General features: G+C 47.6%; 23 protein-coding genes, 1 pseudogene and 1 riboswitch. Of the genes and pseudogenes, 16 read left to right on the top strand and 8 right to left on the bottom strand.

Annotated elements, in window-relative coordinates:
- Nucleotides 1-238 precede the first annotated feature (238 nt).
- Genes M1Q06_RS04235 through M1Q06_RS04245 form a run of 3 tightly spaced genes read left to right on the top strand, consistent with a single transcriptional unit; the run spans nt 239 to nt 2,713 of the window.
- On the top strand, nt 239-1,204 hold the full coding sequence (locus M1Q06_RS04235; protein ID WP_434402817.1) for a thiamine pyrophosphate-dependent dehydrogenase E1 component subunit alpha: 966 nt from the start codon (nt 239-241) through the stop codon (nt 1,202-1,204).
- Nucleotides 1,205-1,226: 22 nt separating this feature from the next.
- Nucleotides 1,227-2,249 carry an alpha-ketoacid dehydrogenase subunit beta gene (locus tag M1Q06_RS04240; RefSeq protein ID WP_434401846.1) on the top strand — a complete coding sequence of 341 codons (1,023 nt, stop codon included), beginning with the start codon at nt 1,227-1,229 and terminating at the stop codon, nt 2,247-2,249.
- Nucleotides 2,250-2,263: 14 nt separating this feature from the next.
- A complete protein-coding gene (locus M1Q06_RS04245) occupies nt 2,264-2,713 on the top strand; it encodes a biotin/lipoyl-containing protein (RefSeq protein ID WP_121300516.1) in 450 nt (149 codons plus the stop codon).
- Between the two features lie 177 nt (nt 2,714-2,890).
- Here M1Q06_RS04245 and M1Q06_RS04250 read toward each other — a convergent pair whose 3' ends face one another.
- Nucleotides 2,891-3,850, bottom strand: a complete 960-nt coding sequence (locus M1Q06_RS04250) for an ABC transporter substrate-binding protein (protein ID WP_434401848.1) — start codon at nt 3,848-3,850, stop codon at nt 2,891-2,893.
- On the bottom strand, nt 3,847-4,389 hold the full coding sequence (locus M1Q06_RS04255) for a hypothetical protein (RefSeq protein ID WP_434401850.1): 543 nt from the start codon (nt 4,387-4,389) through the stop codon (nt 3,847-3,849). Before M1Q06_RS04255 ends, M1Q06_RS04250 begins: the two co-directional genes overlap by 4 nt.
- Before the next feature lie 167 nt (nt 4,390-4,556).
- A riboswitch (cobalamin riboswitch) is annotated at nt 4,557-4,736 on the bottom strand.
- A 191-nt stretch (nt 4,737-4,927) separates the two neighbouring features.
- On the opposite strand from M1Q06_RS04255, the gene M1Q06_RS04260 reads away from it, so the two are divergent.
- Nucleotides 4,928-5,176, top strand: a complete 249-nt coding sequence (locus M1Q06_RS04260; protein WP_211653466.1) for a PF20097 family protein — start codon at nt 4,928-4,930, stop codon at nt 5,174-5,176.
- A gap of 106 nt (nt 5,177-5,282) precedes the next feature.
- Here the strand turns inward: M1Q06_RS04260 and M1Q06_RS04265 are convergent, their stop codons facing one another.
- Nucleotides 5,283-6,068, bottom strand: a complete 786-nt coding sequence (locus M1Q06_RS04265) for a halocin C8 precursor-like protein (protein WP_434401852.1) — start codon at nt 6,066-6,068, stop codon at nt 5,283-5,285.
- 358 nt (nt 6,069-6,426) lie between these two features.
- Between M1Q06_RS04265 and M1Q06_RS04270 the strand changes: the two genes are divergently transcribed.
- Nucleotides 6,427-6,924 (top strand): ferritin, encoded by a 498-nt coding sequence (locus M1Q06_RS04270; RefSeq protein ID WP_434401854.1) that lies wholly within the window; start codon nt 6,427-6,429, stop codon nt 6,922-6,924.
- A gap of 63 nt (nt 6,925-6,987) precedes the next feature.
- Here M1Q06_RS04270 and M1Q06_RS04275 read toward each other — a convergent pair whose 3' ends face one another.
- Nucleotides 6,988-7,746: an alpha/beta family hydrolase gene (locus M1Q06_RS04275; protein ID WP_434402819.1), complete on the bottom strand. Its 759-nt coding sequence runs from the start codon at nt 7,744-7,746 to the stop codon at nt 6,988-6,990.
- 601 nt (nt 7,747-8,347) lie between these two features.
- Between M1Q06_RS04275 and M1Q06_RS04280 the strand changes: the two genes are divergently transcribed.
- The 4 genes and pseudogenes from M1Q06_RS04280 (at nt 8,348) to M1Q06_RS04295 (ending at nt 11,702) form a co-directional block, all read left to right on the top strand.
- On the top strand, nt 8,348-9,151 hold the full coding sequence (locus M1Q06_RS04280; RefSeq protein WP_434401856.1) for a metallophosphoesterase: 804 nt from the start codon (nt 8,348-8,350) through the stop codon (nt 9,149-9,151).
- An 82-nt stretch (nt 9,152-9,233) separates the two neighbouring features.
- Nucleotides 9,234-9,785: a DUF488 domain-containing protein gene (locus M1Q06_RS04285; RefSeq protein ID WP_434401858.1), complete on the top strand. Its 552-nt coding sequence runs from the start codon at nt 9,234-9,236 to the stop codon at nt 9,783-9,785.
- Nucleotides 9,786-10,379: 594 nt separating this feature from the next.
- Nucleotides 10,380-10,799 (top strand): annotated as a pseudogene (locus tag M1Q06_RS04290) (lamin tail domain-containing protein); the annotation flags it as partial.
- A gap of 84 nt (nt 10,800-10,883) precedes the next feature.
- Nucleotides 10,884-11,702: an endonuclease I family protein gene (locus M1Q06_RS04295; protein WP_434402821.1), complete on the top strand. Its 819-nt coding sequence runs from the start codon at nt 10,884-10,886 to the stop codon at nt 11,700-11,702.
- Nucleotides 11,703-11,801: 99 nt separating this feature from the next.
- On the opposite strand, the gene M1Q06_RS04300 is transcribed toward M1Q06_RS04295, so the two are convergent.
- A complete protein-coding gene (locus tag M1Q06_RS04300; RefSeq protein ID WP_411361995.1) occupies nt 11,802-12,089 on the bottom strand; it encodes a hypothetical protein in 288 nt (95 codons plus the stop codon).
- A 223-nt stretch (nt 12,090-12,312) separates the two neighbouring features.
- On the opposite strand from M1Q06_RS04300, the gene M1Q06_RS04305 reads away from it, so the two are divergent.
- Both M1Q06_RS04305 and M1Q06_RS04310 read left to right on the top strand, forming a co-directional pair.
- Nucleotides 12,313-12,501: a hypothetical protein gene (locus M1Q06_RS04305; protein WP_101189775.1), complete on the top strand. Its 189-nt coding sequence runs from the start codon at nt 12,313-12,315 to the stop codon at nt 12,499-12,501.
- A gap of 90 nt (nt 12,502-12,591) precedes the next feature.
- Nucleotides 12,592-12,816 (top strand): hypothetical protein, encoded by a 225-nt coding sequence (locus M1Q06_RS04310; protein ID WP_101189776.1) that lies wholly within the window; start codon nt 12,592-12,594, stop codon nt 12,814-12,816.
- A 42-nt stretch (nt 12,817-12,858) separates the two neighbouring features.
- Here the strand turns inward: M1Q06_RS04310 and M1Q06_RS04315 are convergent, their stop codons facing one another.
- Nucleotides 12,859-13,578, bottom strand: coding sequence for a 3-ketoacyl-ACP reductase (locus M1Q06_RS04315; protein WP_404336828.1), 720 nt, complete (start codon nt 13,576-13,578; stop codon nt 12,859-12,861).
- A 167-nt stretch (nt 13,579-13,745) separates the two neighbouring features.
- Complete coding sequence (locus M1Q06_RS04320; RefSeq protein ID WP_434401860.1) at nt 13,746-14,561, bottom strand: alpha/beta fold hydrolase; 816 nt, start codon at nt 14,559-14,561, stop codon at nt 13,746-13,748.
- A gap of 338 nt (nt 14,562-14,899) precedes the next feature.
- Here M1Q06_RS04320 and M1Q06_RS04325 point away from each other — a divergent pair, with 338 nt between their 5' ends.
- The 4 genes from M1Q06_RS04325 to M1Q06_RS04340 are packed head-to-tail and all read left to right on the top strand — an operon-like array spanning nt 14,900 to nt 18,479.
- Nucleotides 14,900-15,616, top strand: a complete 717-nt coding sequence (locus tag M1Q06_RS04325; RefSeq protein WP_434401862.1) for a PspA/IM30 family protein — start codon at nt 14,900-14,902, stop codon at nt 15,614-15,616.
- A gap of 48 nt (nt 15,617-15,664) precedes the next feature.
- Nucleotides 15,665-16,693, top strand: a complete 1,029-nt coding sequence (locus M1Q06_RS04330) for a TFIIB-type zinc ribbon-containing protein (protein ID WP_434401865.1) — start codon at nt 15,665-15,667, stop codon at nt 16,691-16,693.
- Nucleotides 16,690-17,469: a TPM domain-containing protein gene (locus M1Q06_RS04335; RefSeq protein WP_434401867.1), complete on the top strand. Its 780-nt coding sequence runs from the start codon at nt 16,690-16,692 to the stop codon at nt 17,467-17,469. The genes M1Q06_RS04330 and M1Q06_RS04335 overlap by 4 nt, the downstream gene beginning before the upstream one ends.
- A 29-nt stretch (nt 17,470-17,498) precedes the next feature.
- Nucleotides 17,499-18,479 carry an SPFH domain-containing protein gene (locus M1Q06_RS04340; protein WP_434402823.1) on the top strand — a complete coding sequence of 327 codons (981 nt, stop codon included), beginning with the start codon at nt 17,499-17,501 and terminating at the stop codon, nt 18,477-18,479.
- A gap of 53 nt (nt 18,480-18,532) precedes the next feature.
- Here the strand turns inward: M1Q06_RS04340 and M1Q06_RS04345 are convergent, their stop codons facing one another.
- Nucleotides 18,533-19,123 (bottom strand): TetR/AcrR family transcriptional regulator, encoded by a 591-nt coding sequence (locus tag M1Q06_RS04345; protein ID WP_434401869.1) that lies wholly within the window; start codon nt 19,121-19,123, stop codon nt 18,533-18,535.
- Nucleotides 19,124-19,510: 387 nt separating this feature from the next.
- On the opposite strand from M1Q06_RS04345, the gene M1Q06_RS04350 reads away from it, so the two are divergent.
- Nucleotides 19,511-21,076 (top strand): AMP-binding protein, encoded by a 1,566-nt coding sequence (locus M1Q06_RS04350; RefSeq protein ID WP_434401871.1) that lies wholly within the window; start codon nt 19,511-19,513, stop codon nt 21,074-21,076.
- Nucleotides 21,077-21,171: the final 95 nt, after the last annotated feature.

Genomic DNA, 21,171 nt, shown 5'->3' on the forward strand with positions numbered 1-21,171 from the left:
GCTGCATTTTTAATTAGTTTGTAAAAGTTTGTTCCATTAAATAAGGAAATCAGTGGATTTGTAAATTCTCTAGTCTTTTATTATCAGAATATTGAAATACTTATTGAAGAAGAGTACACTGAGAGTGTTTAGGCCTATGGAATTTGTCGCACGCCATCCGAATTTATGGAGTAAAAAAGGAGGAGTAGCAGTGACTAAGTTCGAAGAAAAACAGCCTTCTGTATCCGTCGACAAGCTGATGTGGATGTACGAGCAAATGGTCAAGATCCGCTATTACGAAGACCAGATGGTGGAGGCGTATACGGAAGGCAAGTCACCGGTGTTCAATATCGGTGAAGGCCCCGTGCCAGGTGAAATGCATCTCGCGACCGGACAGGAACCTGCCGCCGCAGGCATGATGGTGCATTTGACGAAAGACGATACGGTGACCGCACCTCACCGCCCACACCATCACGCGATTGCCAAAGGCGTCGATCTGAAAAAAATGACGGCGGAGATTTTCGGCAAGGAGTCGGGGCTCGGAAAAGGCAAAGGCGGCCATATGCATTTGTTCGATCCGGAAGTGAAGTTTTCGTGCGGCGGCATCGTGGCAGCTGGCATTCCTCATGCAGTCGGCGCGGCAATGGCTAGTAAGATGAAAGGGAAAGACTGGGTTGCCGTCGCGTTTATCGGAGAAGGCGCAGCGAATGCCGGCGCGTTTCACGAATCGCTGAACTTAGCGGCGCTGTGGAATTTGCCGCTCATCATCGTCGTCGAAGACAATTCGTACGGCATTTCGGTTCCAAAAACGGCGTCGACTTCTGTCGAATCGAATGACCTGCGCGCTTCGGCGTATGGCGTAGCGGGGGCTTATGTAAAAGATAATGATCCGATCGCGATGTACAAGGCGTCTGAAGAAGCGGTCAATCGGGCGCGCAACGGCCAAGGCCCGACAATCATCGAAATCGAGACTTTCCGCTTCCTCGGCCATTTCCAGGGCGACCCGGAATTGTACCGCGACAAACAAGAAGTGCCGGGACTGCGGGCGCGCGACCCGATCATGAAACTGCGCCAGCAGCTATTGGAGGCCGAACAAGTAACTGAAGCGGAACTGGAAGAGATCGAATCACGCGCCAAAAAAGAAGTCGATGATGCTTATCAATTCGCACGCGAAAGCGACTATCCAAAACCTGAAGCCGCATTGGACGATGTCTTTACATCTTAAGCCGAAAAGGAGAGATTCCGAAATGGAGACAGCGAAAAAAAGAATGCTGACGGGCAATAAAGCGATGGCGGAAGCGATTGCCCAGGAGATGGAGAACAATCAAAACGTATTCGTGCTCGGGGAGGATATCGGAAAATACGGCGGGATTTTCGGTTCGACGCAAGGCTTGATGGAACAGTTCGGGCCGGAGCGCGTGCTTGATACGCCGATTTCCGAGACAGCGTTCATCGGAGCGGCAATCGGAACGGCGGCAGAAGGCATGCGGCCGATTGCGGAATTGATGTTCGTCGATTTCTTCGGCGTCTGCATGGACCAGATCTACAACCATATGGCGAAAATCCCGTACATGTCCGGCGGCAATGTGCGCTTGCCGATGGTGCTCATGACGGCGGTCGGCGGCGGCTATAGCGATGCTGCGCAGCACTCGCAAACTTTGTATGCGACGTTCGCGCATATGCCGGGGATGAAAGTGGTCGCGCCGAGTACACCGTATGACTTAAAAGGCATGATGACGTCCGCGATCCGTGACGACAATCCGGTTGTGTTCATGTTCCATAAATCGCTTCAAGGACTCGGCTGGATGGACCAGCTCGATTATGCGGTCGGCCATGTGCCGGAAGAATCGTATACCGTGCCGCTCGACAAGGCGAATGTCATGCGGGAAGGGAAAGACGTAACCATCGTCGGCATCCAGATGATGACGCATTATGCGATGGAAGCGGCAGAGCGACTCGCACAAGATGGCATCGAAGCGGAAGTCATCGACCTGCGATCCTTGGCGCCGATCGATAAAGACACGATCCTCAATTCAGTGAAGAAAACGCATCGGCTGGTCGTCGTCGATGAAGATTACCGTTCGTATGGCATGACTGCTGAAATCGCGGCGATCGTCTCAGAAGAAGCGCTTTATGAACTCGAAGCGCCGATCAAGCGATTGGCAATTCCGGATGTGCCGATTCCGTACAGCCATGTGCTCGAAGATTTCGTCTTGCCGGGACCGGATAAAATCGTCGAGACAGTCAAACAGATGATGGATGAAGCGTAAGAGGAGGCGATTGGATGCATGATGTGACTTTGCCGAAGCTGTCTGAAGATACCGATGAGAGCTTGATTGTCCTGTGGTTCGTGGACGAGGGAGATTACGTCAAAGAAGGCGCCGTGTTGTGTGAAGTGCAAACGGAAAAAGCGGTGTCAGAAATTCGTGCCGAAACGAGCGGAACGGTGAAGAAGATTCACGTGAAGCGCGGAGATTCCGCGAAAGCCGGCACATTGCTTGCAGTTATCGATCCGAAAGGACAAGCTGCCGAGAACACGGGGGCTTCTGAAAAAGTCCACCTCGAACAGGCGGAAGAAAACGAAGCGGCACAAGAGACCGCGAGCTTTACCCGCGTATCGCCGAGACTGCGCCATCTAGCCAAAGAACTGGGCGTTAAACTTGAAGATGTCAAAGGCACTGGGAAAGGCGGGTCGATCACCGAACAGGACATCCGTGATGAAGCAGGATTATGAATAGAAAAAGACGCAACCGGTTTGATCGGTTGCGTTTTTTTATTGATGAATAGATTATTCATTGCCTCTGAAATAGAGGGAGAGCAGCACTCGTGCCGTTATTACTCGGAAATTGATAAACACTGCCATAGCTTAAAACATGCCTGCTCTTATTGACTGAAGTACAAATGAATAGATCTATTCCATTAATTCAGGATACACCGTTTCCGCCACCAACTGCACCGCTTCGCCGATGCGCGGTCCAGGGCGGGAAGTGATGTCGGAATCGATGAAGTGCACTTCGTCGTTTTCGATTGCCTCTACGGCAGACCAGCTGTCGCGTGCTTCGATATCGCCGACCGCATCTTCGACGTAAGAAACGGTCGTCAAGATGACTTCGGGATCGCGGGTGATGACTTCTTCTTCGGAGATACTCGGCCATCCTTCAAGATCTTCAAAGGCATTGGTTACTTGGGCGTGGTCAAGGATTTCCTGCATGAACGTCGATTTGCCGGTTGTGTAGATTTCTGGAGACGGGCTGATTTCCACGTACACTTCTTTTTGCTCTTCGACCGCTGCAAGGCGTTCTTGGACATCTTCGATTTGCGTTTGGATGCCTTCGATCACTTCAGCGCCTTTTTCTTCCTTGGCAAGAACAGAGGCGATTTGTTCGATATCGCCGTATACTTCATCGAATGAAGTAGCCGATTCGATAACGAATACCGGAATGTCGGCATCTTCAAGTTGGGAAAGGGCAGGCGGTGCCTCGCCGGTTGAATAAGCCAAAACGACATCCGGGTCGAGCTGGATGATTTTCTCGGCATTGAATTCCACGGAATCACTGACGCGTTCGATGTCCTGTGCCGCTTCCGGGTAGTTGTCATAGTCGGTAACGCCGACCAATTGATCGCCGGAATCGAGTGCAAAGACGATCTCGGTGTTGCTCGGGATGAGCGACACGATCGTTTCAGGCGCTTGCTCGAATTCGAGTTCTTCGCCGCGGTCATCGGTGACCGTGTACGGTGCGTCGCTTGCAGTTTCAGTTGGCGTTTCTTCTGTTGTTTCGTCTGTTGCCGGTACTTCGGCAGTATCATCTTGGCAAGCACCGAGTGTTAAAGAGAGTGGAATGCTGAGTAAGAGAAATGATTTGATTTTCACGAGTGAGTCTCCTTTTTCTTCATGCGTTTTGTTGGATAGGATTTGCTGACGAATGGGATTTCATCGACGCCGTGCTGCTTATTGGCATACACGGCCATGACAAAAAAGACATTGGCGAGCAGGTTGGCATAGTCCATCAAATGCTCCGGCACTTCGCGCTCAAGCATCACATGGTGCAGGGCGCGGACGGACTTTTTCGCTTCGCTGCGGCAGACGTGAAGAATGCACGCAGCGTGGGTTCCTTGCGGCAGGACGAACTGGCCGATTTCCTCTTTCACTTCCGCCACGTAGCGGTCGTACAAGTCGCTGAGCTCGGCGAGGTCTTGTTCGGTAATCGCGATTTTCCCGCGCACCGAGCCGTTCAAGTGATAAACCATCGGCTGCAGGCAGCGCAAATCATCGATGATTTGCGGGACATCGTTGACCGCGATGGCTTCGCCGATCCGTGTCGTCAAGGAATCGGTGCGGATCTCGAAATCGACCGTCGAAGCGCTTTCCCGCATGAACGGGTAGCACAGGTAGCGCATGTCTTTTTTCATTTGTTCACCTCCTGGATAGAATCCGTAAATATCAGCAGACGTATCGCTTTCAAAAAGAGACAAAAAAAGCCACTCTCAACGAAGAGAGTGGCACGATTGCGAATATCCAGCACAAGGCTGTCCATAGGAAAAAGTTGCCGTAGATCCTCTTATCTTCCGAAGAGCAAAAATACGTTCAGAAAAAGGTAGGTCTCCTGGCTTGTGCATCGCTTTACTCTAAGGCCTTCCCGGGTCTCCCCAGTGGCATCTCTTATTTCATACGCACTTACAGTTGCGGAAACAGCTCCGGATTTTCACCGGATTCCCTGTTACGCTGACGAATCAGCACCTTTTCCCTGCATGATTATTTACTTAGTTTCAGTGTAGCACTTTTGATTTGGATTTAGGAGGGCTGGACGAAAATGTTTAGAGCATGAGTCGTTAGAATAGGGGGAAGGGGGAGGAAAGTTTTATCAGCTGGGCATATGCCTAATTTTTGAGGGTAATTGAACAATAGCAGGGAAATGAGTGTTATCGCAAAACTTTAAGGAGGGGAACTATGGAAAATCACAATGGCCTGACATGCCCATTTTGCCAATCGGAAATGAAAAAAGGATTTATCCAGAGTGGCACAAGACTCGCATGGGTGCCGAAAGTATCCAAACTGAGTGCTGAGCCGAGCCTGACTAAAGGTTCTGTGTTGTTATCGGAACAAAGCCGTTTTTCCATCAACCATGTCGATGCTTTTCTGTGTGAATCTTGCAAGAAAGTCATCATTGATTATGAAAGCAATGAACAAGAACAATAACATTTATTCTCTTGAGAAAAATGGCAAATTAGATTTTCTATCAAATAAAAAAGAGCAGCGACGTCGCTGCTCTTTTTTGCTTTGAATAAATGAAGTATTCAAGTCATTAATTGCAGATTTGATCAGTAGCGGCTGTGCAGCCAACACTTCCTACAAGCGCACATATCGCAGCAAGGCCAAGACCGCCAAGGCCTGTTGTGATTCCTAACGCGCCAGCAAGAGCGTAACACGCCACACCGCCGCCCGTTCCGCAAAGAGCACCTACTGCATATTCACAAAAAGAAGCATACGCAACAAACTCGTTGCCATTGTCACTGGCATTTTGACTAGCGCCTTTAATGTTCTTTTCTGCATTGGCCACAAAATCTTCATGGCTTACTTCTAAACCATCTTGATCCCAAAGGCCTCCTTCATTATCGACCGTTACGTTGTAAACTTCAGTTTGTTTTCCGTCTAGGTTGAAGACTGCCTGGATATTGATATTGTCGCCATCCATTTGTTTAGCAAAGAGGGCTTGGTCTGTGATGACATCACGGTTCGCTACATCATACGTGAATTGCACGTAAGCCAAGTTTTCGCTTTGTTTAGCAAGTTCATCGAAGATAAATTCGACATATGCGATATCGCCTTTAGGACCTGGGACTGTGTTGATGATGATGTTATCAGTGGAGATGGCATTGATTTTACTAATCTTTTTATAAACTTGGTATTCATCCGTTTTTTTCAAGGTATTTCTGATTTGATTAAATTCCTTTTGACTAACATTCGAGGTCCCTTTTTCAAACATTGGACCTTCAGCTTGAGCAGCGCCTACAGAACTGAATGCTGATGAAACCAAAAGAATGGCCACTGCTACTAACATGAAGACTTTCTCAAACGATTTTATCGACATAGTTAATCTGCCTCCTAATTTTTTCTCTTTTGTGATATAAGCATTAAAGAAACAACCAAAGCGAAAATAAACAGAAACAACACAATGCCTAATTCCAAATTCGTGTCAAACATGTGCCTCCCCTCCTTCTCAAATGTGTCTTTACTATAATTTCCAATTGTTTAACTTTTAAACATATTTTTAGAAAATTAAAAATATTTTTGAAAAATAATTAGCCATAAAGGATCCCGAGTGAGAACGTGCTTCCCTTTTCCTTGCCAACATTATTGATAAGGGGCAGCAAAAGCAGTATGTCATTTATTGATTAATAAACGCACATGCTATAATGACGCTAAACAAGATAGAGGAGGAGTTCAATATGCTACCAACAAATTTGACAGAGGCGTTAAACGCTCAATTCAATAACGAACTTCAGGCAGCACATGCGTACACAGCGATGGCCTCGTACTTTTCAGGAAAAGGGTATCATGGATTTGCCAACTTCTATTTGATCCAATCAAGAGAAGAACATGTGCACGCGATGAAATTCTATCAATATCTAGTGACGATGGATGAACAGCCCGTACTCCAGGCGTTAACAGAACCTAGAAATGAATATGCAAATGCCTTGGATGTCGTGGAAGCGTCACTTGCGCAGGAAAAGTCAGTGACGTCAAACATATATAAATTGGTAAGCTTGGCCGATGAACTGCAGGAACATGCTACGCTTTCATTTTTGGATTGGTTCATTGAAGAACAGATGGAAGAAGAAAAAATGTTCCGCGACATGATCATTCGCATAAAAGGCATCGAAGAAGGCGGCGAGTATTTCCTGAAAATGGACGATGAGTTTGCTGCAAGAAAACTGGAAGAATAATAGGGTAGAAAACAAACAGCACACGGCTTAGCGTGTGCTGTTTTTATATGGATTATAAAGTTTTCACGACTCACTCTGACTTGAGGAGTGATCATTTTCTAACCAATCCACAATTAACTCTACGATGATTTTTTGTTGTTCACTAACGGTGATCTGCGCTTCATTGTCGCCGGATTGACTCCCATATACGCCGAAATAAGCGTGGTTTCCGCCTGGAATTTCAATGAAATCCGTTGTTTCCGGCAAGTTCGGGCTGTTTTCCTTAATTTTTTCAGGCGTACTTAAGCCATCTTCTGAACCGCTGATGGATAAAACGGGTAAGTTGGATTCGCTTAAATAGTCATTGCTTGCTGCGTATGCCCCAAGCAATAGGAGTCCGCTTACGCGGTCTACTTGCTGATCGGCATACATAGCGGCTGCTGCGCCTCCCATGGAATGGCCCGAAACATACCACTCGATGCTGTCGTCACTTTTGATGATTTCATCCGCTTTTGAAACATCTAGAATTGATAAATTCAATCGGACTGAAGGTATGGCGACTGTGATATTTTGCTTTGATAATTCTTGTGCCAAATAGCCATATGCTTCAGGTTCGACTTTTGCACCGGGATAGAGGATCAACCCTTTTTCTGCATTTTCTGCCCTATAGATATACCACCCGTCCTCTGGTTCGATAACTTCCTCCATTTCGATTTGATCCGCATCTATCGCTTCAAATGTATCTTGAGCCCATATAAAAAAGATAGTGAAGCTCAGAATGACGAGTAAAGCTAGTGTGAAAAGCGAGATAAATAAGGTTTTTTTGTTTAGAATTTTTTTCATCACCGTTACCGAATTATTCCTAATCTCATCAAGTGGAAAGATATAGCCAATCCACTATTTAAAATTATAAATAATTTTCCTTTCTGGGTTTTGGAAATTATTAACTTAAGATATATAAAACTAACACTTGTATGAGGACTTAATTCTGAAAAAGAAATGTATATTTTCTTTTTACAATACGTCATATCAGACATATTAGGCTATGACTATGTTAATCGACGATAATTACTGTGGTCAAGGCAATAACCCTCATACTGAAGCAGGAAAAAAGAGGGGTTTCATCAGGCTGATTCTGTTTGGATTACCGAAAGCGCTCTAAAGCAGATATTGCAGTAGAGCTGTGCCGGCCGCTTTAATCATGCCACTCCATCTATCTCCCATCTTTGAAGGCGGTTTTGCTGGCGGCAGTTCATTGTGATGCGGAATATAAATTCAGATTCTCTTTACGTACAAGTTTCTCCCACTTTTCATCCGCCAAGACAAGTCGCTTCAAGACAAACGAGTTTAGTTAAAGTGCAAGACAGGAAAACTATCACTGTATAAATAAAGTGAATAATCAATCAATAATGCGCTTAATCAATCGGTTGAAGGGGGAAGGACATTGAAAATCGCCATCTTATCTGATATTCACGAAGGGCTCAATCACAAAAAGACTGGAGCTGATATTGTAGGGTTGCTGAAAGAGTCGCTGGCACAGCATACGCCGGATGTCTTTATCATCAGCGGCGATATGACAGCGGGACCGGAAAAAAGCTTGGCACTACTGAAGCAACTGCAAAATGAATTGCCGGATCTTCAAATTTTATTTGTCCATGGCAACCATGATCTTTACCACGAGGATTCTACTAATGCGTATGAAAAACTGCTGGAGTTCAAGGGCAATCTGGGAAATGGCCCGGTTTCCTTGAATGAGGAATGGGTCGTGATCGGCGATGGCGGATGGTACGATTATACATTCGGAATAGAAGGGTTTACAGAGCAGGAGTTTTCAGCAGGCCGTTTCAATGATTTTACCTGGCCAGACAAAGCCTATGCACATTGGCCAGAGGATGATGTAACAGTAACCAATAAGTACTTGACGAAACTGGAGAGCTGGCTGTCGCATCATCAAGAAAAGAACATCATCCTGGTCAGCCATTTTGTGCCGTTTGCCCATTTTGTCCAAGTGAAAAAAGACCCTTCCTGGGATTTTTTCAATGCGATGATGGGAAGCAAAGAAATCGGGAAACTGGCTGAAAAGTATGGTGTCAAAAAAATGATTTTTGGTCATATCCACACCCGCTATCATGAAGAATTCAAAGGCATCGACTGCATCTGCAATCCGCTTGGTTATTATCCGCATGAATGGCGCAGCAATTCGGCACAGGAAGAAATCAATTCGGCGTTGAAAATCATCGAAATCTGATGGATTGCCTATTTAAGTTTATGCACTTCTTTCCAAAGGTATAGGCAAGTAAAAGCTTATTGGAAAGGCAGGTCTATTGCTTATGGACATTTATACTATTGGCCATTCCAGCCATTCACAGGATTTTTTTGATGCGATGCTGAAGAAAACCGGAATCGAGCTTCTGGCTGATGTCCGGGCGTTTCCGGGAAGCCGCAAATGGCCCCAGTTTTCCAAGGATGAGTTTCCCGTGTGGCTAGCAGCCGAAGGGATCAACTATGAGCATTTCCCGAAACTTGGCGGCAGGCGCCGGAAGTCGAAGGAGGTTGAAGAAGACAGGAATGCCGGCTGGCGCAACCAGTCTTTTCATAATTATGCGGATTACACATTGACGGAAGAATTTCAGCAGGGCATCACTGAACTACTGGAAAAAGCGGAAGTCAAACGGATTGCCTATTGCTGTTCAGAGCGTCATCCATCACGTTGCCACAGACTGCTCATCAGCAATTACTTAGCAGCGAATGGCCACCGGGTTTTTCACATTATCGATGGCAAAAAAGGGGCAGTGGACATCGTCGAGCACGAAGTGGGGATGTGGGGAGCCGAAGCCGTCGTAAACGACAAGGGCATAATAACTTATCCAGTAACTGGTTAAAGAGAAACTCCGACCAGCAAAACTTAACTTCCCGCAGTTTACTAGAAAGCGCCTTCTGTCACGAATAGGCTCAGCAGAGGGCCTGGGAAACCAAATCCGCACTTAACCAACCTATATTCGCAACAAATTTTTCGATGCAGCCATGGCATAGCCAGCACGACAATATCCGCTCATGTAATGTGGAAAAGATCATCCTATTCCTGGATGATCTTTTTTGTTCTGGACAAATCGATTCAGTGAGTGGATATGCAAAATACTTTTTTGAAAAACAGGTTTACGTGTCAGGAATTATCGGCATTGACATAAGTAGAGGGGGGAAGAGAAGTCTGGTTATAGCTAACTTTTCCCCCTTTTTATTTATATATATTTGGGTAAACCGATCAAATGGCTTTTGCAAAGGTTTCTAGTTTTATTAACTTTATGTAATTTTTACTAAATAATATTGACGCTATAGAGGGGGTTCTGTAAGGTTAAATATGCGAGAAGAAAAAACTGTAAATTAGAATAATTAAGTACCAGTAATTTACAGAAGAAAACTCAGCAAATCAGCATTCCCTAGCTAAACGCTTTTACAAAAAGGAGGACGACAATAAGATGGACAACAGCTTATGGAACAAATCAGCAAAGGCTTTACTATCGGTAGGGTTGGTCGCGAGTCTTTGGGTGCCGGCTTCGCAAACGGCGGTGCAGGCAGCTGCCCCGGCAAGTGATCTTTTCATTTCTGAATACATTGAAGGCAGCAGCTTCAATAAAGCGATCGAAATTTATAACGGGACCGGTGCTTCCGTTGAATTGAGCCCTTATTCAGTCTCGCTGTATACAAATGGCAGCACGTACGCCCAGAGCGAAATGGCGCTTTCCGGTACTGTCGCAAACGGTGATACGGTAGTTATTTACCATAGCGGCGCGGATTCAGCGATTCAAGGCAAGGGAGATCTGCAAAATAACAGCGTGGTTAATTTTAACGGCGATGACGCATTGGTACTTGAAAAATCCGGATCTCCTATCGATTCGATCGGCCAAGTAGGTTCACGCGTTGAAAACTTGAAAGATGTCACGTTGGTCCTCAATCCGGATATCCTGTCCGGCGACAGCGCAGTGAATGATGCGTTTGATCCTTCGGCTGAGTGGACAGCGTATCCTGCAGATACATTTACATACTTAGGAAGCCATGCGATAGATGAGATTGATGAAACGCCAACTCCAGATCCAACTCCAGATCCAACTCCAACGCCTGTTCCATCCGCTTATTACGAAACAGCGGCTGGTTTGCAAGGATCAGCATTGAAAGCGGAACTTCATGAAATCATTGACGACCATACGCAACTCAGCTATTCGCAAGTATGGGATGCATTGAAAATAACGGACGAAGACCCGAATAATCCGAATAACGTGCTGTTATTGTATACGGGCGAGTCGCGTTCAAAATCTTTGAACGGCGGCAATGTCGGCGACTGGAACCGTGAGCACACATGGGCGAAGTCTCATGGCAGCTTCGGGACAGCGATGGGAGCCGGAACGGATATCCACCATTTGCGCCCGACCGATGTGCAAGTGAACGGGCTGCGCGGCAACCTGGACTTTGATTACGGCGGCAGTATCGTCAGCGGCTGCGATGGCTGCTTGCGAACAGCGACTTCCTGGGAGCCGCCGGATGAAGTGAAAGGCGATGTCGCCCGGATGTTGTTTTATATGGCGGTCCGCTATGAATCGGGCGACGCGGTAGATTTGGAACTGAATGACTTGGTGAATAATGGCTCGACGCCTTACCACGGCAAGATCTCCGTGTTGCTCGAATGGCACGAGCAAGACCCTGTCAGCGCTTGGGAACAGCAGCGCAACGAAAAGATCGAAGACATCCAAGGCAACCGCAACCCGTTCGTCGATTATCCAGAATGGGCGGAATCGATCTGGTAGGCAGTTGCTGATGATTTATTAATGCTAAATAAAAACACCTTCATCCTCGCAGCCTTAATAAAGGGACTGCGGGGATTTTTGATATTTGCAGAAACGCAATCATTCTTTCGAGCTTTTGAATTCTAAAAGCATGGGGCTAATATTCAACACAATCGAGATGATTGTCAACACCCATAACGCGGTTGCCATGATCGGCACGACATCTGATAGCGCAGACCAATCCTCTGCCCGGACCCACTCGGCTACCATGCTGTAATCAGCCGCAAGGGTCATAGCGGTAAACGACAGTCCCATGGCCATCGCTAATTTATAATCCTTGCCAATTGCATACAGATAAAGATTTACGCTGGTGGCTGCGATTGCAATCAGCCCGAATAGGAACCACATAGTTTTACCTCCAATTTTATAGGGAATTAATATGAATAACGACAGTATTAGATGATCATTAGTTTCCTAAAGAGTATTGGATATTTATGAGAGACTTTTAGATTTTAGCTTGGTACATCATTAATTTACTGAAAATACCGATTTTTGAAACTTTATGCAGCTATAAACGTATTATTAAGCAAAGGGAAAATGAGTAATAGCTGAAATGAAAGGGGAGGATTTTATGCATTGGATGATGTGGATCTTCTGGGGATTCTTTGGGGCTTTGTTTATCGGGAGTTATGTAGTGGACAAATTGACCAAAAAGAAATACAGCTTAGATAAAAAAGCGAATACTGCAAACCAGGATTCTGCTGCTGCGGATGCGAGCCGGCAAGCCGGGCGCAATAACCACGAAAGCGGCATGTTTTAACAGAGAAGTGACAGGGGTTCTATTCAAGCAGGTGTAAGTTCCGGATGAGCGGGTACAGTATACAAAATGCACGACGAGGAGGAATGCTGTATGGCTAGAAAAGGAACAGCTGGACGCACGCCTGAAAAGCAAGTCGGGGCGCGTGAGTCCGCGATCGATAAAGCAATCAACAAGACAAAAGAAGCCTTGGACGGAGATAACGAAGCAACGGATTACGGCGAAGAAAAAGGCAGAGACCAGCAAGAAGACGCGAAAGAGTATTCGAAGCACGTCTCAAAAGAAGACGAACGCGATTTACCGGAACAACAGAAATAATAAAATGGAGCTTGAGGGAATTCCCTCAAGCTCCATTTTTGTTTAGGACGGGTTGGTCGACCATAATCCCGCGCTTTTGACGAAGACACGCGGATGCAGTTTCAAGCTGGCGACGATCAAGTCGGCCAAATCTTCCGGATGCATGACGCGTTCAGCGTCGCCGGTAATCAGGTTGGACTCGTGGGCAAGGTCTGTGACGACTGTGCTCGGCGTCATCGCCGTGACACGGATATTGTGTTTGCGCACTTCAAGTGCAAGTGATTCGGTCAAGCCCATGACAGCGAATTTGGAAGAGCTATAGGCGCTTGTAACCGGTGCGCCTTTTTGTCCAGCTGTGGAAGAAATATTGATGATATCGCCTGAACTTTGCTCGATCATGCCTGGAAGTACAGCACGTGTTGCATTATAGACGCCCATCAAATTGACGTCGACGATGTTTTTCCATTCTTCTGGTGACAGTTCCAAAAAGCCACCGAATTTGCCGGTGCCTGCGTTGTTGATGAGGATATCGATATCGCCAAGTTCGTTTTTGAGTTTCTCGATCGCTTGTTCAATCGCAGCGAGATCCGTAACGTCGGCAGAGGCAGTTGCCACTTTGACATTCGCATCTTGCAGTTCGACGGATACTTTGTCGAGGTTTTCCTGTTTCAAGCCGATCAAGCCGACATTGACGCCTTCATTGGCGAGGGCGATGGCTGTCGCACGGCCGATGCCGCGTCCTCCACCTGTAATGATCGCTGTTTTTCCTTTAATTGATTGCATCGTAACACTCCTTAAATTCGGGTACGCCAAAGCCGTCCCGTAACTAAATACTTTCCTATTATCAGTGATTTGATTCGGAAATGCATGTGAGGCGTCTTGGGTGTAAACAATAAAGACCAGCTTTCCCTAACTTGGAAAAGCTGGTCTTCGTTTTGGAACAATTATGTTCAGATGCCTGAACTTTTCAGGAAGCTTAGGAGTTCATTATTGAAACGCTCCGGCTCATCTGCATTGATGCCGTGTCCGCTGTCTTTGAACGGTACGAGTACAGAGTTCGGGATTTCCTTGTCCAGGATTTCGCCAAGTTCGTAAGGGCAGATCTGGTCTTTTTTGCCGTGGAAGATGGCTGTCGGAACGGTAATCGATGACAGCTCGCCGCGCAAGTCTTCGTCGCGCAGCGCAACGGCTGAGTTCAGTGTGGAGTGTGCGCCTGCTTCAAGCGCCAGTGACTGGAACCAATCCAGGAATTGCGGTGAATGTTTCTGTTCGAAAAACAGGTCCGCAAACTCTGCAAGAAACGCCGGGCGGTCTTTTTCGATTTGGGCGATGATGTCGTCCACTTCTTCAGGCTTCATGCCGACATTGAAATCGTTACGCTGCGTGAAGATCGGAGCTGCAGCGCCCATCAATAATAGTTTTGCGACATTGTCTTGGCCGAATTTCGTCAAATAGCGGATTGCGATTGGGCCGCCCATCGAAAAGCCGGCGAGCACGAATTGCTCAAGTCGAAGTTCATTGACGACCGCTTCAAGATCTTTGGCCATTGTGTCGTAATCGTATCCTGACCATGGCTTATCGGATTTTCCGTAGCCGCGCATATCGACGCCGATATAACGGAAGCCGTTCTTCGCAAGCAGGCTCGTCTGGTATTCGAATGCTTTGTTGTTCAATGGCCAGCCGTGGAGAAATACAACCGGCTGTCCTGAACCGATATCTTCTACATGAATTTTCACGTTTTCTTCAACTTGAATATAATGTCCCACTAAAGTTCCTCCTAGAGTTTTGACTAACTACTCCCTTCTATTTCCTTTTTCAAAGTTTCTGTAAACTTAAAAACGAAAATAATCTTTAATTAAAATATCTTTAGTTCAAAAGAGGTGTGATTTCAACATGCCGTCTCCAGCGTTTTTTCACTAGCGCCAGGGGACGGTTCTTTTCATTCCAGCGAAATCAAATGAAACCAATCGAGCCGTTCTTCCGTATTCATACTATTCCGCCATCAACTTGGACGGAAGGGTTAAGTGTTTCGCGTAAAGGGTAATCTGACAGGTAACAAGGCTTGTGCGACGGCCAAATAAATCGACGGAAGAGGAGAATGAAAATGGAAATCCTAAAACGCTTCAGAGACATTATGACGAGCAATATCCACGCAATGCTAGACAAGGCAGAAGATCCAGAAAAGATGATCGATCAGTATTTGCGCGATTTGAATAGCGACCTCGGTAAAGTGAAATCCGAGACGGCCGCGATCATGGCTGCGGAGAAACGCGAGCGCCGCGAGCTTGATGAGTTGAAAAAAGAGATGGATGATATGCAGCGCTACGCAGTCAAAGCGCTTGAAGCGAACAACGAAGATGACGCCCGGAAATTCCTCCAGCGCAAAGCGGAACTATCGGAACGCGTGACGGACAAAGAGACAGCGGTCGAACTTGCGGCGACGAATACGCAGCAAATGCGTCAAATGCACGATAAGCTTCAGAGCGATATTGGGGAACTTGAATCGCGCCGCCAGGAACTGAAAGGCAAAGCGGCAGTTGCGAAGACACAGCAGCGCATGAACGATTTCGCGTCCAGTGTCGGAGGGGCAGGCGAACGCATCTCGGCATTCGATGCGATGGAGAAGAAAATCAACCAGCAATTGGACGAATCGGCAGCGATGGCTGAGCTCAATAAAAGTTCCGAGACGAGCATCAAGGATTTGGCGAAGAAATACGACGACGGTCCGAACGTCGACGAGGAACTGGAGTCCCTTAAAGCAGGCACCAATGTCGACGCTGAACTCGAAGCGCTGAAAAGCCAAATCGGAAAGAACGAGTAATGTCCGGCAACTGGACGCGATCCTGAAGCACGAAGGGAGGAAACTCGTTTGGTCATCCATTATAAATGCCCGAATTGCGGGGCCGATATGGCGTTCGATAGCGACTCGGGCCATTTAAGCTGCCCGAGCTGCGGCCACGAAGAAAACATCGAGACCTTTCCGGAACAGAACATCGAACGGAAATTCGATGAAGGCGAAGCGAAAGAATACCATTGCGAAAACTGTGGGGCGATCATCCTGACAGAAGCTGAAACGACCGCGACCCATTGCAGCTTCTGCGGGGCACCGGTCGTATTGGCAGACCGGTTGACGGGAAATCTCGCCCCGGCCAAAGTCATTCCGTTTACCGTCAGCAAAGACGAAGCGGTCGAAGCGTTCAAGAAATGGACGCGCGGCGGGCGATTGACCCCGCGCGGTTTTACGAGCGGCGACCGTATCAAGAAAATGACCGGCATGTATGTGCCATTCTGGCTTTACGATATCGAAGGCGAAGCCCATATCCAGGCGATCGGCACGCAAGTCCGGACCTATCAAAGCGGCGATACGATTTATACGGAAACGAATTTTTATGACGTGTTCCGGGAAATCGATTTGAGCTATTTGAAAGTGCCGGCGGATGCTTCCGAAAAAATGGACGACGTGCTGATGGATAAGCTGGAGCCTTACGATTACAGCGAATTAAAGGATTTCCGCATGCCGTATTTGGCGGGCTATTTAGCCGAGAAATACGATTTCGATGACGAGCAATTGTTTTCCCGTGTCGAATCGAAAATCGTCCCGTATATCGACGCTTATATCAGCACGACCATTTCCGGTTATTCATCCGTCAGCTACACGAACAAGCAAATCGATGCACAAAAAAAGAAAGTCTATTACACCTTATTTCCAGTGTGGATGGTGTATTACGATTTCGACAATAAAGAACATACCTTTGCGATGAACGGCCAAACCGGAAAAGTGGTCGGCAAGCCGCCGATCAGCGCCGGCAAAGTCGCGTTGTGGTTCACCGGCATCGCTGTATCTAGTTTTGCGGCCATGAAAGCCATCGCCTTTGCGATAGGGGGTGTCTTGTGGTGAGGAATTCTTATTGGAAATGGGCATGGATTCCAGTATTAGCATTGTTGTTGTTTTTCATTGGGGGGCTGTCTGTTTCAGCACAGGCCGGTGACTTGATTCACGATGAAGCCGGCTTGCTCAGTGGCGAAGAAGCGCAGGAACTGGAAGCCTTGGCGGAACAATACGGTGCGGAACAAAACGTGGACTTTCTGTTTTTGACGACCGATAGTACGGAAGGGCAATCGATCGAAGGCTATATGGGCGATTTTTTCGATGATCGCGCAGATAGCACCGGCCGGGAAGATGCGGTACTCTTGACGATCGATATCGGCGGGCGTGAAGTGTATCTCGCCGGATTTGGCACGGCCGAGCGGACGCTTGATTCAGAGCGTGTCGATCTCGTGCTTGACCGGATTATCCCTGAGATGCAATCGGGCGATTATGCTGGAGCGTTCGAGGAAACAGTGACGACCTCAAGCGAATACATGGAATACCGGCCGGGCGTCAATCCCGAAAGCATTTTTTTGAAAACCTGGTTTCATTTAGCTATAGCGCTGCTGCTCGCAGGCATCATCGTCGGATCGATGCTTTATAACGCTGGCGGCAGGGTAACGACGACCCCAGGCACATATGTCGACCGCGACCATACACGCGTGCGCAGCCAGGATGACCGCTTCCGCAATAAAACCGTAACCCGCAGAAAGATTCCGAAGAATAAGGATGGCGGCGGGTTCGGCGGAGGCGGCGGCATGACCGGCGGCGGGCGTTCATTCAGCGGCGGCGGCCGCAGCTTCTAGGCAATCGAAAGAAGGAAGGAATGAAGAACATGGCATTTTTCGGCAATCAATTTTCAGATGTGGTGGAATGGGAAGAATTCCGCGACGATATGATTTTTTGGAAATGGACGAATAAGGAAATTAAGAAAGGCAGCCGTTTGATCATTCGGCCGGGCCAGGACGCAATTTTCCTCAATAACGGCAAAGTGGAAGGGATTTTCGAAAAAGAAGGCGAGTACGACATCGTCTCTGAAATCGTGCCGTTCCTATCGACCTTGAAAGGATTCCGTTTCGGCTTCAACAGCGGCATGCGGGTCGAAGTGCTGTTCGTCAATACGAAGGAATTCACCGTCAAATGGGGCACGAAAAGCCCGATCAATATTCCTGCGCCTCAGCTTCCGGGGGGCATGCCGATCCGCGCGAACGGCACCTTCCATTTTAAAGTGAATGATTATGTCAATTTGATCGACAAAGTTGCCGGTGTCAAAGACAGCTACCTCGTCGAAGATGTCCAGCTGCGCATTACGGCACGGCTCGACCAATTATTGATGAAATGGATCACGCGCGAAGGCAAGGACATGTTCAATTTGCAGTCGAATTCCCACGAAATCGGCAAGGGGATTCAAGACGATTTGAATATGGAAATCATGGACGACGGTATGAAAGTGACCGGTTTCCAAGTGATGAGCTTTAATTACCCGAAAGAAATCCAGGACATGATCAATAAAAACGCCTCGCACGGCATGGTCGGCGACGTCTCGAAATACCAGCAGATGTCCGTCGCAGATGCGATGGGCAAATCCTCAGGTTCAAATACGGCATCCGATATGGCCGGCATGATGATGGGGATGAACATCGCCAAGGAAATGATGGATGGCCAGAAAGAATCATCAGGTGCAAGCAGCCAAACTGGCGGGCATCCGGCAGCGGGCGGCGAAGGGCAAAAAGGCCCGAATTTCTGCCCGAATTGCGGCGAGAAAGTGAGCGGCGCCAAGTTCTGCCCAAACTGCGGCCAGAAGTTGGCCGAATAGGAAGCGAAAAAACAGGAAGAGAGCTTATCGCTCACTTCCTGTTTTTTTATTGGCTAGTTCCGGATTCCGCGGAACAACAGCTCCAGCCAGCCATCGATTTCACCGGACAAGTCAAAGTCGCCATCGAAAATTGCCCAATCATACAGCGTTCCGCGCATACTGCGTGATAACAGCAGCGCAAGCCGGCGGGGGGATACAGAGGATGTCAATTCGCTTTTTTTCTGCCCTTCGGAAATCAGTTGTTCCAGAATGGCGTAAAGCGGGCGTTCCGTATCGGACAGATAATTATCAACAGATGGAGTGAGTGCATAAGCATAGAGTGAACGGATGCCATCCTGTCCCATTTCATCCCGCAAATATTCCATTTGGGCGATCGCGAGCTTGCGGATCTTCTGCTCTGCCGACAAACTTTCGGGTAGGCTTTTCTGGAAATCGCTATAGAATTGGTCGATTTCCTTGAATTTTTCAAGGAAGATATCGTATTTGGACGTAAAATGCCCATAGAATGCCCCTTTAGAGGCTTCGCTTTCCCGGACGATTTCATCGACCGACACCCGGTCAAAACCCTTTTCACTGAACAAGTCAAGAGCCGTGCGGAGAATGCGTTTTTTCGTTTCAATCGCTTTTTCCTGTCTGCTCGTCATAATGGCCACCTTTCTTCTAGTTTAAGCATATAACACTAATGAGAGATATCGGTATAGTAAAAGAAAGTGATGAAGTCGTTTCATCTGAACTATTCAATAGATATGGAGCAAAACAGCGCAGACTCCTTGGGGATTAGCGAAGTGCTGAAATCCATTCGGGCAGTAAGCCCGAATTAGTTCAGCGCAAGCCCCAGGAAAGCCAGCTGTTTTGCGGAATATCGTCTACAGTAGAATTTCAAATAACAAAGGTATCTGTAATGGAGTGTATTCTATAATTCGACTGAATTGTTTGAAAATAATTGACAAAGCTCTGTTGGATTGAATAGACTATAGTCTATAGATTATAGACTGCGGTCTATGGAATTGACAAGATGAGAGAGGATGTTGATGATTTTGACAGCGCAACAGACATTGATCGATCTCTTAAACGCCCAGTGCAAAAAACGCAGCGAGCAGCCCTTCCTGGTTTTTGAAGACAATCAGGAAAAAGTGACAGAATACAGTTACGGCGAATTTTTGGAGCGGGTGGAAAAGTTCAGCGGCGCGCTATACACACGCGGCATCCGCAAGGGCGATAAAGTGACGCTTCATTTGCCGAATTCAGCGGAATTTGTCGTCTGCTGGTTCGCCCTCGCAAAGCTCGGAGCCATCATGGTGCCGACGAATATCCTGTCGACTGCAGCGGAAATGGATTATTTGATCGGTCATTCGGAATCGGTCATGCTCATCACAGAACCAGAGTATATCGAAAAATTCACAGCCATCCAAGAGAATCTGCCGAAGCTGCGCCAGATTGTCCTGGCACGTACGGACGAGTCGGTTGAATTTGAAAGCGTTAACAAAATGATTAGGGAATTCTCGGGCGAAGTGCCGGAAGCGAATATCCAGCCGGAAGACGTGGCAGCGATTTTGTATACCTCCGGAACGACATCGAAACCGAAAGGCTGCCTCATTACGCACGCTAATTACATCTACACTGGGCATGCTGTGGCGGAGCATATCGGCTTTACGGAACAAGACCGTGCGCTTGTCGTCTTGCCGATGTTCCACGGCAACGGCCAATATTATATGATCATGCCAAGTTTGGTTGCGGGAGGCAGTGTTGCCATCACCGAACGCTTCAGTGCGAGCCGCTACGGGCGCCAAATTCAACGTTTAGGTGCAACGCTCGGTTCGCTCTTCGCGGCACCGATCCGCATGATCCTTGCGCAGCCATATGATGAAGATGAGCGGAGTAATAAACTGCGGGCAGTCATTTTCGCCCAGTCGGTAACTTCCGAAGAACTAAAGGCGTTTGAACAACGTTATAACACTGCACTTTACCAGATTTACGGCATGACGGAAACGGTTGCGCCGCCTTTGATGAATCCATTGCAAGGCGCTAAAGACAATTCAGGCATCGGCAAACCGATCTCAGGTTCGCGCATCAAGCTGATTGATGAAGAAGGCAATGAAGTGCCAGACGGGGAACCCGGAGAGATTTTGCTTGAAGGCATTCCCGGCCAGACGATCATGAAAGCTTATTTCAATAATCCCGAAGCGACCAATCAAACTTTGCAGAACGGCTGGCTCCATACAGGAGACAAGGCGCGCAAATCGGAGAATGGCTTCTATTATTTCGTTGATCGCCAAAAAGATATGATCAAGCGCGCCGGTGAGAATGTCGCCGCAAGCGAAGTGGAGAATGTCATCATGGAGCATCCAGCCGTCTATGAAGCAATCGTCATTGGGATTCCGGATGCGATGCATGACGAAGCGTTGAAAGCATTCGTCATCCTGAAGCAAGGGCAAACGGCAACGGAACAGGAAGTGATCGACTATTGCAAAGGCCAGTTGGCCAAGTTCAAAGTGCCTTCAGCAATCGAGTTTGTCGAAGACTTCCCACGCACTTCTGTCGGGAAAATCCAAAAGCATAAACTGAAGGAAATCGAATTGAAAAAATTGCATGAATAGAAAGGGCGAAGGCTTAATGGAGGATGTGTTGAATAATCAAGTCGCACTCATTACCGGTAGCGCACGCGGCATCGGCTTTGCCTGCGCGAAAGCAC

The sequence above is a fragment of the Planococcus sp. 11815 genome, assembly GCF_051096385.1.
Classification (GTDB): Bacteria; Bacillota; Bacilli; order Bacillales_A; family Planococcaceae; genus Planococcus; species Planococcus citreus.